The organism is Novosphingobium sp. fls2-241-R2A-195 (assembly GCF_030209485.1).
Lineage (GTDB): Bacteria > Pseudomonadota > Alphaproteobacteria > Sphingomonadales > Sphingomonadaceae > Novosphingobium > Novosphingobium resinovorum.
Map to the genome: position 1 here is coordinate 165,168 of NZ_JARVRY010000013.1, position 14,631 is coordinate 179,798.

Sequence of the window (14,631 nt, forward strand, 5' to 3'; positions counted from 1 at the left end):
CTACGGCGCCTTCCCCGGGAACCTCCAGCAGAAAGCGATTTGAGCGATGAACATTCACGAATATCAGGGCAAGGAACTCCTCGCGAAGTATGGCGTGGGCATTCCCGCCGGCATCGCCGCCCTCACCGTCGAAGAGGCAGTCGCTGCTGCCAAGCAGCTCCCCGGACCGCTCTACGTCGTCAAGGCGCAGATCCACGCCGGCGGCCGCGGCAAGGGCAAGTTCAAGGAACTCCCCGCCGACGCCAAGGGCGGCGTGCGTCTTGCCAAGTCGATCGAGGAAGTCGAGGCTTTCGCCAAGGAAATGCTCGGCAACACCCTCGTCACCATCCAGACCGGTGAAGCGGGCAAGCAGGTCAACCGTCTCTACGTGACCGACGGCGTCGACATCGACAAGGAATACTACCTGTCGATGCTGGTGGACCGCAAGACCGGCCGTGTCGCCATGATCGTGTCGACCGAAGGCGGCATGGACATCGAGGAAGTCGCGCACAACACGCCCGAGAAGATCACCACGATCACCATCGATCCGGCCGAAGGCTTCCAGGCGCACCATGGCCGCGCCGTCGCTTTCGCGCTGAACCTGTCGGGTGACCTCAACAAGCAGGCCCAGAAGCTCGCCAAGCAGCTCTACACCGCGTTCATCGCGATGGACTGCGACATGGTCGAGATCAACCCGCTGGTCGAATCGAAGGGCGGCGAGCTGCTCGTCCTCGACACCAAGATGAGCTTCGATTCGAACGCTCTCGCCCGTCACCCCGACATCTTCGCCCTGCGCGACGAGACCGAGGAAGACCCGGCCGAGATCGAAGCCTCGAAGTACGACCTCGCCTACATCAAGCTCGACGGTGACATCGGCTGCATGGTCAACGGCGCCGGCCTTGCCATGGCGACGATGGACATCATCAAGCTGAACGGCATGTTCCCGGCCAACTTCCTCGACGTCGGCGGCGGCGCCAACAAGGAGAAGGTGACCGCGGCGTTCAAGATCATTCTCGCGGACCCCGCAGTGAAGGGCATCCTCGTGAACATCTTCGGCGGCATCATGAAGTGCGACATCATCGCCGAGGGCATCGTTGCCGCGGCGAAGGAAGTGAACCTGCAGGTTCCGCTCGTCGTCCGCCTCGAAGGCACCAACGTCCAGCAGGGCAAGGACATCCTGGCCAACTCGGGCCTCGCGATCGTCCCCGCCAATGACCTGGGCGATGCCGCCAAGAAGATCGTCGCCGAAGTCCAGGCCGTCGCCTGATCCTTTCGGTGATGCGCATCATGCGCACGATCATATAGCGAATATTGAGACGGCGGGGGTTTCGCGACCCCCGCCGTTTCTGCATGTATGCGTTGCGCGAAGTTTCTCTTTTCCCGTCGCAAGCTCTTAGCGCTTTAGCGAGGCTTGACGTCGAGGCAGAGGAACGCGATAGCTCGCACCAGAATTTAATCGTGCGGTTAAATTTGCCGTCCCAGCAGTGAGAGGACAGATCGCAATGAAGATCATCGTGCCCGTTAAGCGGGTCATCGATTACAACGTGAAGCCGCGGGTCAAGGCCGACGGCACGGGCGTTGACCTTGCCAACGTCAAGATGAGCATGAACCCCTTCGACGAGATCGCCGTCGAGGAAGCCATCCGCCTCAAGGAAGCGGGCAAGGCCGAAGAGATCATCGCCGTCTCGGTCGGGCCGGCGAAGGCCCAGGAAACCCTGCGTACCGCGCTCGCCATGGGCGCCGACCGCGCGATCCTGATCGAGACCGACGCCGAAGTCGAACCGCTGGCCGTGGCCAAGATCCTCAAGGCCATCGTAGCCGAAGAGAACCCTGGCCTCGTGATCCTCGGCAAGCAGGCGATCGACGACGATTCGAACCAGACCGGCCAGATGCTCGCCGCGCTGACCGGCCGTCCGCAGGGCACCTTCGCCTCGAAGGTCGATGTTGCCGGCGACTCGGTCTCCGTGACCCGCGAAGTCGATGGCGGCCTCGAGACGGTGAAGCTGTCGCTCCCCGCCATCGTCACCACCGACCTGCGCCTCAACGAGCCGCGCTACGCTTCGCTGCCCAACATCATGAAGGCGAAGAAGAAGCAGCTCGATGTGAAGTCGCCCGCCGACTACGGCGTGGACATCGCGCCGCGTCTCAAGACCCTCAAGGTCTCCGAGCCGCCCGTCCGTTCGGCCGGTATCAAGGTTGCCGACGTCGACGGCCTCGTCGCCAAGCTCAAGGAACTGGGAGTCGCATAATGAAGACGCTCGTTTGGGTCGAACACGACAACGCCTCCGTCAAGGACGCTACCCTCTCCGCCGTCACCGCTGCTGCCAAGCTGGGTGAAGTCCACCTCCTCGTCGCCGGTTCCGGCGCGCGCGCCGTGGCTGACGCCGCCGCGCAGATCGCCGGCGTGGGCAAGGTCCACTTCGCCGACGACGCGGCTTACGAGCACGCGCTGGCCGAGAACATCGCGCCGCTGATCGTGGACCTGATGGGTCACCACGACGCCTTCATTGCGCCGGCCACCACCACCGGCAAGAACGTCGCCCCGCGCGTTGCCGCGCTGCTCGACGTCGCGCAGATCTCGGACATCCTCTCGGTCGAGGGCGAGAAGACCTTCACCCGTCCGATCTACGCTGGCAACGCCATCGCCACCGTCGAATCGAGCGATGCGAAGCTCGTCATCACCGTGCGCGGCACGGCCTTCGCCAAGGCTGAGGCCACTGGCGGTTCGGGCGTGGTCGAGGACGTGACGGGCGCCGGTGACGCGGGCCTCTCCAGCTTCGTGGGCGCGGAAATCGCCAAGTCGGAGCGTCCGGAGCTGACCAGCGCCAAGATCATTGTCTCGGGCGGCCGTGCGCTCAAGGACTCGGAAACCTTCGAGGCTACCATCATGCCGCTGGCGGACAAGCTGGGCGCCGCCGTCGGCGCCTCGCGCGCTGCGGTCGATGCGGGCTACGTGCCCAACGACTACCAGGTCGGCCAGACTGGCAAGATCGTGGCTCCGGAAGTCTACATCGCGGTCGGCATCTCGGGCGCGATCCAGCACCTTGCGGGCATGAAGGACTCCAAGACCATCATCGCCATCAACAAGGACGAGGATGCCCCGATCTTCCAGGTGGCCGACGTGGGCCTCGTGGCGGATCTCTTCACTGCCGTGCCGGAGCTTACCGGCAAGCTTTGAAATCTGAAAATTCCCGTCTGTCACAAATGCTTAACCCCCGGATGCAAATCCGGGGGTTATTTGCTGGGTATCGTGTGGATGTCAGTGCCTACACGATGTGCATGGTCGGGGGACGTTGCAATCATGAGGCATTGGAATTTTTGGGCTCTTCTTGCGATGCTCTGCGGGTTGACCGTCGGAACCTGCTGCCACGCCAAACCCAAAATCACGACGTTGCCCGCGATTTCGCAATGGTTGGTAGATTACCAGAAGACGAGTTGCGTCATGGTTCGACGCTTCGGTACCAGTAAAAGACCGGTTTTGCTGAGCATGAGGACATACGGCCCCGGTCGCGATTTCGAAGTTACCGTTGCAGGCGAGATCGCTGCACGGCTGCAGCAGGCGCCGCAATTCGGAATCGCCTATGGCCTCCACGAGCTTTCGTTTCCCAGTCTGCATCACAACGCACGCGCGGGCGCATACGGTCCAGCGGTTCTGTTTTCCAGTGCATTGGCTACCAGGAAGCACCGGCAGGTGGGGGGCCTCGCAGCCGAGCCGATGCCGGATTCTGATTTCGAGGCCACGGTCGATCGGATCAGTCTGGCGACATCGCATCAGACATTCGTTCTCGACACCGGCAGTGTTCTTCCGGTGCTTTCCGCGCTGCGGACTTGCACCGACGCGCTGGTGCGGAATTGGGGCCTTGACCCAGCCGAGCAGGCCGAGCTTACGCGCCTCCCTAAAGTGGCGGACAAAAAATGGATATCCGAGATACTCAAGGATTTCCCGTCTGAACTCGAATATCAGGGCAAGGATGGACGCCTGAACTTGCGCGTCATGGTGGACAAGGCCGGACAACCGACGCAGTGCGAAACGGTAAACGCCTTCAGGAATGCCAACTTCAATACGAAAGTTTGCGACATGGTAATCGGCATGGCCAGATTCGAGCCCGCGCTTGATAGCAACGGTCAGCCTGTCGCCTCGTTCTTTTCAGGCAGCATCGTATACGATAACTGACGCCGCACTCAGCGGCCCCCAGGCAAGCGCTCGAACAGCATGAGTTTCGCATCGTCGCTGACATGCGCGCCGTAGCGCGCGAAGCCGAGGGCCGCCGCTACGCGTTCCGATGCCGCATTGCCCTCCTCGATCATGCAGGCGATGCGTTTTGGACCATGTGCTGGATCGAACCAGCCGAGAACGGCCTCCATCACTTCACCCGCCACGCGCTTGCCCCACCAGTCGCGGCGGACGATCCAGCCCGCCTCGGGAACGTCGTCCATGCCGACATCGTGGCCGAAGCCACGCCACGAATGGAAGACACCGCATGCAGCGATGATGCTGTCTGCGCCATGCGGTCGCACCATGAAGGTGCCGTAGCCGTAGAGCGCCCAGGAGCCCGCGTTGCGCATCAGGCGGTCGAACTGCGGCTGCTTCTCGGCCGAGGCAGGGCCGAGATAGCGGCGGGTCTCCTCGTCATCGATGAGCGCGCACAGCTGGGGCAGATCGCTCGCCACCGGGCGCCACAAGTCGAAACGGTCGGTTGTCAGCAGTGGTCCATCGGTCATAGCAGCCGATCGATGGCATGGATGCAGACCCCGAACAAGCCGCCCACCAGCGTGCCGTTGATGCGGATGAACTGCAGGTCGCGGCCGACTGCGCCTTCCAAGCGGTTGCTTATCGTGCGGGCGTCCCAGCGCTTCACGGTGCCCGAGACGAGGCCGACGATCTCCTCGCCATAGCGCGCGGTGACGCCGACCAGCGTGCGACGGGCGAAACGGTTGATCTGGGCCTGCAGGCGCCGATCGCCCTGCAGCGCGGTGCCCAGTTCGCCGAGCATCGTCGTCAGTTGCCCCGCCAGCGCCGCGTCGGGGTTGCGGGCGGCGTCGATCAGCTTGCGGCGCAGGCGTTCCCAGACCGACTGCCACCACTGGCCGACGGCAGGATTGGCGATCAGTTCACGCTTGGCGTTTTCCACCCGCTCTCGCGTTTCCGGATCGTTGACGAGGCGGTCGGCGAGGCTTTCCAGCATCTGCTCGACCTTGAGCTTCAGCGGATGGTCGGGCTGTACGATCATCTCGGCGAGCAGCTTGTAAAGGCCGTCGAGCACCGAATTGGCGATGCGGGTGTCGAGGCCGGTCAGGCGCAGCAGGCTGTGGGCGCGCTCGCGGATCATGGCGCGTACCATCTCCTCGTTCGCCTCCAGAGCCTCTCCGACCCAGCGCACCGAGCCTTCGACGAGCGGCAGGTGGCGGCGGTCGGCGATCATCGCGCTCAGCATCTGGCCGAGCAGGGGGGCGACTTCCACCCGCTCCAGCTGGCGTGCGAGCCCCGACCGGACCTGGTTGCCGAGCCGTTCGGGATCGAGTGATTCGAGCACGTCGGCGATCAGGTTCGCCGCGCCCGCGCGGATGCGCGATTGGCCGCCGCGTCCCGGGTCAGCAAGGAAAGTGCCGGCGGCGGCCGCGAAGTTGAAGGCGTTCACGCGCCGCGCGACGACTTGCGGGGTGAGGAAGTTGTCGCGCAGGAACGTCGCCATCGAATCGGCGATGCGGTCCTTGTTCTCCGGAATGATCGCCGTGTGCGGGATCGGCAGGCCGAGTGGACGGCGGAACAGCGCGGTTACCGCGAACCAGTCCGCGAGGCCGCCGACCATCGCGGCCTCGGTGAAGGCGATGGCGTACCCCCATGCCGGGTGCGTGCCTGCAACCTTGTGGAGCACGACGAAGGCGACACCCATCGCCAGCAGCAGCCCGGTCGCGAACAGGCGCATCCGGCGGCCTCGATCGATGGCGATGCCCGTCAGCGGTATACCTGCATTCCGGCGGCCCAATGGCAGCAAGCTGGCCCCTTCCTTACTCGGCCGGGTGCGCGTGAGTGGGCGTCCCGGCGTGGTGCTGATCGGGGTCGTAGGTCAGCAGCGACTTGCGCAGCTTCGGCCCGACCCGCTTCTCGAAACCATCGGCGAGGCTGAAGGCTGCAGGCACGATCACCAGCGTGAGCAGGGTGGAGAGCAGAAGTCCGCCGATCACCGTCACGCCCATCGGCGCACGGAACGCGCCGTCGCCCGAGATCGACAGCGCGGTCGGCACCATGCCCGCGGTCATCGCCACGGTGGTCATGACGATCGGCTGGGCGCGCTTGTGCCCGGCGTCCATGATGGCGGTGAGCTTGTCGACGCCCTTGCTCATCTCCTCGATCGCGAAGTCGATCAGCAGGATGGAGTTCTTGGCGACGATGCCCAGCAGCATCAGAATGCCGATGTAGACCGGCATCGAGATCGGCTGTCCGGCGACGGTCAGCGCCAGCATGCCGCCCAGCGGCGCCAGCAGCAGCGAGGCCATGTTGACCAGCGGCGAGACGAAGCGCTTGTAGAGCAGCACCAGCACCGCGAAGACCAGGAAGATGCCCGAGATGACGGCGGTGACGAAGTTGGTGATCATCTCCGCCTGCCACTTGTCCTCGCCGACGGGGGCGTTTGAGACGCCCATCGGCAGGTTCTTCATGATCGGCAGGTTCTGGATCTGCGTCATGATCGGCCCCTTGACCTGCCCTTCGCCAAGGTCGGCGCCGACGAAGATACGGCGCGACTGGTTGTAGCGCTGGATCTGCGTGGGGCCGGCGCCGAAGCGGATTTCCGCCACGCGCTTCAGGGGCACGGTGCCGCCGCTGACGGTGGAGACCGGCAGGTTCTCGATCGTCGAGAAATCGCGGCGCGAGGTGCGGTCGAGGATCACGCGGATCGGTACCTGACGGTCGCTCAGCGAGAACTTGGCGGCGTTCTGGTCGATCTCGCCCAAGGTCGCGATGCGGATCGTCTGGCTGAGCGCGGACGTCGTCACGCCAAGCTGCGCGGCAAGGTCGGGGCGCGGCACGATCAGCAGTTCGGGGCGCTGCAGGTCGGCGGCGATGCGCGGGGCAACGACGCCGGGGATCGCGCGCATCTGCTCCACGAGGGTCTGCGCGGTCTTGTTGAGCAATTCGGAATCGCTGCCCGACAGCATGATCGACAAGTCGCGGCCCGAACCGAACCCGCCCGACTGCGAGGCGAAGCTGACGCGCGCATCGGCGACGTCCTGCAGTTGCGGGGCCATGCGGCGCTCGAACTCGATGCTGGTCGCCTCGCGTTCCTTGGCGGGCTTGAGGGCGATGTAGAGCGTGCCGGAACCTTCGCCCGCGAACTGCAGCACGCGCTCGACCTCGGGCTGCTTTTCGAGCAGGCGCGAGACGCGGCCGCCGATCAACTCGGACTGTTCGAGCGTGGTGCCGGGCACCAGTTCGATCTTGACCTCGCTGGTGTCATTGTTGGTGCTGGGCTGGAACTGCTGCGGCAGGCCCGCGAGCAGCGCGAAAGTGACGACGAGCGCGTAGACCGAGGCGCAGAAGGCGTAGAAGCGGTGGTCGTGCATGCGCGCGATCACGCGGTCGGTGTAATAGCGATACCAGCGGCCAAGCGCCCCCATCGCGCTCGCCAGCAGCCGGAACAGTTTGCCCAGCAGCCAGATCGCCACGGGAATGGCGAGCGGGGAGAGGATCGCGGCGATCACGAAGGCGGCGCCCTTGAGGCCGATCTTGGTAATTCCGGTCTGCAGGGCGGTAAACAGCAATCCGGATGCGGCAAGCCCGGCGGCGATCAGCAGGATGAACGCGATCGTGGCGACCAGGGCATAGGCGGGGTGGAACGGCTGGCGCACCAGCGCGGCCTTGCGGCGGTGCGCTTCGCGGCTGTCGAGCGTCCAGGCGAGGATCTTCATGTAGAGGTCCATGGCCTTGCCGCCGCCGTGCTCGGCATGGCCGTGCGCCTTGAGGAAGTAGGCCGCGACCATCGGCGTGATCACGCGCGCGACCGCAAGGCTCATCAGCACCGCGACCACGACGGTCAGGCCGAACGCCTTGAAGAACTGCCCCGGAATGCCGGGCATCAGGCCCACTGGCAGGAACACCGCGACGATCGAGAAGGTCGTCGCGACGACCGCGAGGCCGATCTCGTCGGCGGCGTCGATCGAGGCCTGGTAGGCGCTCTTGCCCATGCGCATGTGGCGCACGATGTTCTCGATCTCGACGATGGCGTCATCGACCAGCACGCCCGCGACGAGGCTGAGCGCGAGGAGCGAGAGGAAGTTCAGCGTGAAGCCCAGCAGGTCCATGAACCAGAAGGTCGGGATCGCCGAGAGCGGGATCGCCAGCGCCGAGATCATCGTCGCGCGCCAGTCGCGGAGGAACAGGAAGACGATGACGATGGCCAGCACCGCGCCTTCGACCAGGGCCTCCATCGAGGAGGTGTACTGGCCGCGCGTGTAGTCCACCTGCGAGAACAGGCGGGTGACGTGGATGTCGGGGTGGGACTTCTGGATTTCCTTCAGCTTCTCCATTGCCGCGTCGTAGACGGCGACGTCGGAGGCGCCGCGTGCGCGCTCGAACCCGAAAGTGACGACTTCGCGGCCGTTGACGCGGGCGATGTCGGTCTGCTCGGAGAAGCCGTCATGGACGCTGGCGACGTCGGTGAGCTTCACCGAACGACCGTTGCCGAGGTTGATGCGCTTCTGCGAGAGGTCGTAGGCGGTCTCGGCATTGCCCAGCACCCGCACCGACTGGCGCGAACCGGCGATTTCCGCCTGACCGCCTGCCGCATCGACGTTGACCTGGCGCAGCACGTTGTTCAGCGCCTCGGCGCTGACGCCCAGCGCCTGCATCCGCTGCGGATCGACGACGACGCGAATCTCGCGGTTGACGCCGCCGTCGCGGCTGACGGTGGCCATGCCCTCGACGCCGAGCAGGGTCTTGGCGATGGTGTCGTCCACGAACCAACTGAGCTGCTCGATGGTCATGTCGTCGGCGCGCACCGCGAAGTAGGCGAGCGAGCCGCCGCCGCCTGCCTCGATCTTCTGGACCTGCGGTTCGAGGATGCCGTCGGGCAACTGGCCGCGCACCTGGTCGACCGCGTTCTTCACCTGCTGGGTCGCGACGTCGACATTGGTGCCGACGGAGAAGAACACCAGCGTGGTGGAGCGGCCTTCCGAGGCGGTGGACTGGATTTCCTCGACGCCGGGGATGGAGCGGACCGAACCCTCGACGATCTGGGTGATCTGCGTCTCGATCTCGGTCGGGGCGGCGCCGGGCTGCGAGACGCCGATGTGGACGCCCGGAAACTCGACGTCCGGCATGTTGTTCACGTCCATTCGGTTGAACGAGACGATGCCGGCGATCATCAGGCCGATGAAGAAGACGATCGGGATGATCGGATTGCGGATCGACCAGGCCGAGATGTTGCGCATGGGTTCGGGTCGCCCGTTACTTGGCTGCAGTCGAGGGGCGCGGCTTGACCTTGTCCCCGTCGTTGAGGAAGCCGCCCGCGCGCATCACGATCTTCTCGTCGCCATTGAGGCCCGAGGTGACGGTGATGCCTGTCGCGGTGACTAGGCCGGTCTTCACCGCCTGCCGGTGGACGCGGTCGTCCTTGCCGACGACATAGACGAACGCGCCCTTGGCATCGTTCTGGATCGCGGATTCGGGCAGCATCGGTGCGACGACCGTGCCGCTTTCGATCACGGCGGTGGCGAAGCCGCCCGGACGCAGCGCCGGGTCGTACTTGAGCGCGATGCGCGCGGTGCCCTGGCGGGTGGTGTTGTCGATGGTGGGCGCGAGCTGCCAGACCTGCCCGGTGAAGCTCCTGCCCGAGCCGACCGGCGTGACGTTGGCGGCGACGCCGACGTGCAGCTTGGCGAGGTCGTCCTCGGAGAGGAGCGCGAGCAATTCCATCTCGCCGTCGCGGGCGAGGTTGAACAGCACGCCGCTGCCGCCGCTCACCACCTGGCCGACTTCGACGTTGCGTGCGAGGACTAGGCCCGAGGCGGGGGCGACGATGTTGAGCCGCGCATTCTGCGCCTGCAACTGGCCGAGCGTGGCGCGGGCCACGCCGACGCGGGCAGCCGCGGCATCGCGGGTCGCGGTCAGCTGGTCGATGTCGGCCTTGGAGATGAAGCCGCGATCGACGAGCTTGAGGCCGCGATCGAGGTTGGCCTGTGCGAGCCGGGCATCGGCCTCTGCCACGCGGACCTGCGCGGACTGGCTGGCGGCGGACTGTACCTGCACCGAACGGTCGATCACCGCGAGGACCTGGCCCTTTTCGACCCAGTCGCCCGCATCGACGCGCACTTCGCGTACTTCGCCGCCTTCGCCGACCGAACCCACCGGCATCGCGCGGCGTGCAGCGAGCGATCCGGTGCCGGTGATTTCGCCGGCAACGCTGGAGCGGCCCGGCACGACGACCGAGACGACGGGAACCTGCGTGGTATCGGCACCGGCGGCATCGGCCGCGTCGCCCTTGTGGAGCACGAACCACAGCGCGGCCGCCAGCAGCACGACGGTGACGATGACGAGCACGATCACCCGGCGCGAGCGACGGTCCAGGGCATCGTCCCTGTCGAGCGACGTTCCCGTCGCGTCGAAGACGTGAGGTTCGTCTGCCTGCCCGCCGACCTGAGAGGGGCCGGCTTCAATCTTGCCATCGTAGTTCATCTGTTCACCGCACGCATGCACGCGCCCCCGGGCGGCGTGCTCTCCCGCCGCATCGTCCGCCCTTGTGCCTGTATTCAGGCGGGGCTGCCGATATGGCTTAAACCGCTGGATTCATATACTCGCGGGAACAGGGTGGCAACGCGAACCGGGTTTCACGTCGACAGGCATCGACGAACGACTTCATTGCGCCAGTCTGGCCAGGTAAATGCGTTTTATTGCGTCGGAACGTGAAAAGGCGACCGTGAAGATGCTCCACGGCCGCCTTTGGACTTGGTTGACGAAGTTAGAGAGTGCTCAGAACTTCTGCTGGCGCTCGTAGAGATCGCGGTAGTGTTGGATTCGTGTCACACGCAGGCCCTGCATGCCCGAACGATCGACGGCGCGCTGCCACGAGGCGAATTCCTCGAGCGTGAGGCAATAGCGCTCGCAGACTTCGTCGATCGTCAGCAGGCCGCCGTTGACGGCGGCGACGACTTCGGCCTTGCGGCGCACGACCCAGCGCGTGGTGTTTGGGGGGGGGAGGTCGGCAACCGTCAGCGGCTCGCCGAGCGGGCCGATCACCTGTGCCGGACGGATTTTCTGGTTCTCGATCATCTTTACCCTCGTTCGCCGCTATCGTTCACATCGGCGACTGGAGAATCCTTGCCTCCAACGGGCTTGCCATTGCTTGAAGCATCAAGGTTAACGTTTCTTGAGCATTCTTCGTAAGCATTAAGAGCCGAGGCGGCGCACCCGTCGAAGCTGCCGCGCAGCCGAAGCCGCGTGGCTGCCGCGTCCTCTCCCAGCACACCGAGCCGGTCGTGCGTGGCGAAGAGGCGGGAGCGCAGCGCCTGCCAGTCGATCATTGCGGGATCGGCGGGGAGGTGCCCTTCGGAAAGCCCGTCGCAGCCCGGAACCGCAGGTATACCTGCGGTGCGACCCGGAGCGTCCCCTGTACTGGGCCCTGTATCGGGGGTCATGTGATGTGGTGCGACGTTCATGATGCAGGCCCTATAACCCGCAGGTGGTCAAGGGATCGTAAAAGCCCTTTTTACCCTTTCTTCACGATGGGAAAGGGAGCGAAAAAGGCGGAGGATAGGAATCCGGCGCGCTTGGCTGTATGTGCGCCCCCACCATGACCGCGTTTTCCGATCTTCTTTCCGGGCTCGACCCCGCCGAACTGTTCCAGCTTGCCGAGCCTCTGTCCGCCCGCCGCATTGTCGTGGCTATGTCCGGGGGCGTGGACAGTTCGGTCGTCGCCGCGCTTGCCGCAGCCAGCGGCGCGGAAGTCATCGGCGTGACGCTGCAGCTCTACGACTACGGCGCCGCGACCGGCCGCAAGGGCGCGTGCTGCGCCGGCGACGATATTCGCGATGCGCGCGCCGTCGCCGACCGCCTAGGCATCGCCCACTACGTCTTCGATCACGAGAGCGCCTTCCGCGAGGAAGTGGTCGAGCGCTTCGCCGACGACTACCTCGCCGGGCGCACGCCGATCCCCTGCATTCGCTGCAACATGGGGCCGAAGTTCACCGACCTCCTGACGATGGCGCGTGAACTGGGCGCGGATTGCCTTGCCACCGGGCACTACGTGCGCCGGGTGATGGGCGCAGCGGGTTCGGAACTGCACCGCGCCCTCGATCCGGCGCGCGATCAGAGCTACTTCCTTTACGGCACCACCGAGAAGCAGCTGGATTTCCTGCGCTTTCCTCTCGGCGGCCTGCCCAAGACCGAGACGCGCCGTCTGGCCGAAGCGGCGGGCCTGCGCGTCGCCGCCAAGCCCGACAGCCAGGACATCTGCTTCGTACCCGATGGCGACTACGCCAAGATCGTGCGCGCCGTCCGTCCCGAGGGCGAGGCACCGGGCGAGATCGTCCATGCCGAGACCGGCGCGGTGCTGGGCAGCCATCGCGGCGTCATCCACTACACCGTGGGCCAGCGCCGGGGCCTCGAGATCGGCGGCCAGCCCGAGCCGCTCTACGTCACCGGCATCGAGGCGGAAACCCGGCAGGTCCGTGTCGGCCCGCGCCGCCTGCTGGCGACCGCCTCGGCGCGGCTGGTGGAGACCAACCGCATCGGGCCGATTCCCGATGCACCGCTGACCGCCAAGGTCCGCTCGCTGGCCAAGCCGGTGCCGATCGTGCTCGACGGCCCGCTGGGCGAGGGCGCGGACACGACGATCCGCTTCGCCGCGCCCGAATACGGCGTCGCGCCGGGGCAGGCGGCGGTGATCTACGCCGGGGAGCGGGTGATCGGCGGCGGCTGGATCGATTCGACCGAAAGCGCGGCTTAACTTTCGTCATTGCGAGCGCAGCGAAGCAATCCAGAGCGGCTCAATGCTGCCCTGGATTGCTTCGCTGCGCTCGCAATGACGAAGTGTGCTTAATCCTGCCACGGCTCCAGCCGGCACCCGCGGGCGGGATCGAAATCCGCGCTCTGCTTCGCCAGCAGCGGCACCGAGGCCCTGACCGTGCGCGTATCGGCATCCTCCGACAGCGACACCCAGCGCCCGGCGCCCGCGAGTCCCGCCACCTTGAGATCGCCCTCGCACAAGTCCATCGGGCGCTGCGATACGAACCGGCAGACGCAGCCGATCCGTGCGCCATAGGCAGCGCCCACCAGCGCTTCCTCGCGCAGGCCGCGCCACATCCAGCCGAGCCCCAGTACGGCGGCCAGCAGCACGAGCAGAATCACGTTGCGTTTCCACCGCGAGGGCTGCCGCGTCGGGTAGGCCCCGCCTGCGGCCTTGTCCCCCGGTCCGGGTTGCCCGGATGTTGCCATTCTCAAACGCCTCGCACATGACCGGCGCGCCATGTCGGTGCGCCGTCCCCCCCTTATCGCCGCGATGCTGATGCTGCCAGCCCTGTGGGGCTGCGGCTCCGGCGCGCCCGAAGGACCGCCGCCGCCGAGCACCGAATCGCTCGCCGCGATCAAGGATGCTGGCGGCGCCCCGCGCGAATCGCTGGGTCGGACCATCGACCGCCTGTTCGACGACGAGGCGGTGGGCAAGACCGACGCCCTCGTCATCCTCAAGCGCGGCTCGGTCGTGGTCGAGCGCTACGGCGAGGGCGTGAAGCCCGATTCGCGCCTTCCCGGCTGGTCGGCGGGTCAGTGCGTGACCGCGCTGATGATCGGCCAACTGGTCAGCGACGGCCGCCTGCGCCTCAACGAATCGGCCCCTGTGCCCGAATGGCAGCGACCCGGCGACCCGCGCGGCGTCATCACCTTGCGCCAGCTCCTGCAGATGCGCTCGGGCCTGCGCCACGTCGAGACGACCAGCGCCGGAACCGGCCGAATCGAGGACGAATCGGACCGCATGCGCATGCTGTTCCTCGATGGCCGCGACGACATGGCCTCCTACGCCGAGGCGCAGCCGCTCGAGGCCCCGGCGGGCAAGATTTTCGTGCATTCCTCGGCCAGCGCGGTGATCCTTTCGGACCTTGCCGCGCGGGTGCTCTCGCCGGACCACGATGCGCTGCGGCGCCGGGCGGCGGTGAGCGACTACTTGCGCAACCGCGTGCTGCAGCCGATCGGACTGGGCTCGGCGATCGTTGGTTACGACCGGGCGGGGACGATGATCGGCTCGGGCATGATCGCCATGACCGCGCGCGACTGGGGCAATCTGGGCGAGTTCATCCGCCACACCGGCTCGGTCGGCGGCGCGCAGATCCTGCCGCGCCGCTGGATGCAGTTCATGCTGGAACCAAGCCCGCGCGAGCCGGGCTATGGTGCCGGCGTGTGGCTCAATCGCGGGGAGGCGAGCGACGGCGCCCGCCTTTGGCCCGGTGCGGCGGAGAAGGACGTCTTTGCGTGCCTGGGGGACTATGGGCAGTTCGTGATCGGTTCGCCCGGGCAACTGCTGACGGTCGTGCGCATCGGCCACAGCGACCCGGCGCAGGCGCGCGAGGTACATGACCGGCTGGGCGCGTTGCTGGCACTGTTTCCGAAGAATTGAGGGGCGCGTATCGCTCAGGGGGCTTCGACAAGCTCAGCCTGAGCGGAAA

13 protein-coding genes are annotated in these 14,631 nt (G+C 66.1%); 6 read left to right on the forward strand and 7 right to left on the reverse strand.

The window, feature by feature from the left end; translation table 11 throughout:
- Positions 1-46 precede the first annotated feature (46 nt).
- The 4 genes from sucC to QRN25_RS11730 all read left to right on the forward strand — a co-directional run bounded on the left by sucC (position 47) and on the right by QRN25_RS11730 (position 4,153).
- On the forward strand, positions 47-1,246 hold the full coding sequence (gene sucC, locus QRN25_RS11715) for an ADP-forming succinate--CoA ligase subunit beta (protein ID WP_271182568.1): 1,200 nt from the start codon (positions 47-49) through the stop codon (positions 1,244-1,246).
- A 235-nt stretch (positions 1,247-1,481) separates the two neighbouring features.
- Positions 1,482-2,228, forward strand: coding sequence for an electron transfer flavoprotein subunit beta/FixA family protein (locus QRN25_RS11720; protein ID WP_069708595.1), 747 nt, complete (start codon positions 1,482-1,484; stop codon positions 2,226-2,228).
- On the forward strand, positions 2,228-3,157 hold the full coding sequence (locus tag QRN25_RS11725) for an electron transfer flavoprotein subunit alpha/FixB family protein (protein ID WP_271182567.1): 930 nt from the start codon (positions 2,228-2,230) through the stop codon (positions 3,155-3,157). Before QRN25_RS11720 ends, QRN25_RS11725 begins: the two co-directional genes overlap by 1 nt.
- 123 nt (positions 3,158-3,280) lie before the next feature.
- A complete protein-coding gene (locus tag QRN25_RS11730; protein WP_285019655.1) occupies positions 3,281-4,153 on the forward strand; it encodes an energy transducer TonB in 873 nt (290 codons plus the stop codon).
- Between the two features lie 8 nt (positions 4,154-4,161).
- Here the strand turns inward: QRN25_RS11730 and QRN25_RS11735 are convergent, their stop codons facing one another.
- The 6 genes from QRN25_RS11735 to QRN25_RS11760 form a co-directional block, all read right to left on the reverse strand.
- Positions 4,162-4,701, reverse strand: coding sequence for a GNAT family N-acetyltransferase (locus QRN25_RS11735; RefSeq protein ID WP_271182565.1), 540 nt, complete (start codon positions 4,699-4,701; stop codon positions 4,162-4,164).
- Entirely contained in the window at positions 4,698-5,906 is a 1,209-nt protein-coding gene (locus tag QRN25_RS11740; RefSeq protein WP_271182707.1) for a DUF445 domain-containing protein, read from the reverse strand. Before QRN25_RS11740 ends, QRN25_RS11735 begins: the two co-directional genes overlap by 4 nt.
- Positions 5,907-5,988: 82 nt before the next feature.
- Positions 5,989-9,408, reverse strand: a complete 3,420-nt coding sequence (locus QRN25_RS11745; protein WP_271182564.1) for an efflux RND transporter permease subunit — start codon at positions 9,406-9,408, stop codon at positions 5,989-5,991.
- Positions 9,409-9,424: 16 nt separating this feature from the next.
- Positions 9,425-10,651: an efflux RND transporter periplasmic adaptor subunit gene (locus tag QRN25_RS11750; protein WP_285019656.1), complete on the reverse strand. Its 1,227-nt coding sequence runs from the start codon at positions 10,649-10,651 to the stop codon at positions 9,425-9,427.
- A 294-nt stretch (positions 10,652-10,945) separates the two neighbouring features.
- Entirely contained in the window at positions 10,946-11,245 is a 300-nt protein-coding gene (sciP, locus tag QRN25_RS11755) for a CtrA inhibitor SciP (protein WP_008829371.1), read from the reverse strand.
- 2 nt (positions 11,246-11,247) lie between these two features.
- Positions 11,248-11,496 (reverse strand): hypothetical protein, encoded by a 249-nt coding sequence (locus QRN25_RS11760; protein WP_008829372.1) that lies wholly within the window; start codon positions 11,494-11,496, stop codon positions 11,248-11,250.
- A gap of 269 nt (positions 11,497-11,765) precedes the next feature.
- On the opposite strand from QRN25_RS11760, the gene mnmA reads away from it, so the two are divergent.
- Entirely contained in the window at positions 11,766-12,920 is a 1,155-nt protein-coding gene (gene mnmA, locus QRN25_RS11765; protein ID WP_285019657.1) for a tRNA 2-thiouridine(34) synthase MnmA, read from the forward strand.
- Positions 12,921-13,009: 89 nt separating this feature from the next.
- On the opposite strand, the gene QRN25_RS11770 is transcribed toward mnmA, so the two are convergent.
- Positions 13,010-13,321: a hypothetical protein gene (locus tag QRN25_RS11770; RefSeq protein ID WP_271182561.1), complete on the reverse strand. Its 312-nt coding sequence runs from the start codon at positions 13,319-13,321 to the stop codon at positions 13,010-13,012.
- 118 nt (positions 13,322-13,439) lie between these two features.
- On the opposite strand from QRN25_RS11770, the gene QRN25_RS11775 reads away from it, so the two are divergent.
- Positions 13,440-14,582, forward strand: a complete 1,143-nt coding sequence (locus tag QRN25_RS11775; RefSeq protein WP_008829375.1) for a serine hydrolase domain-containing protein — start codon at positions 13,440-13,442, stop codon at positions 14,580-14,582.
- Positions 14,583-14,631 lie beyond the last annotated feature (49 nt).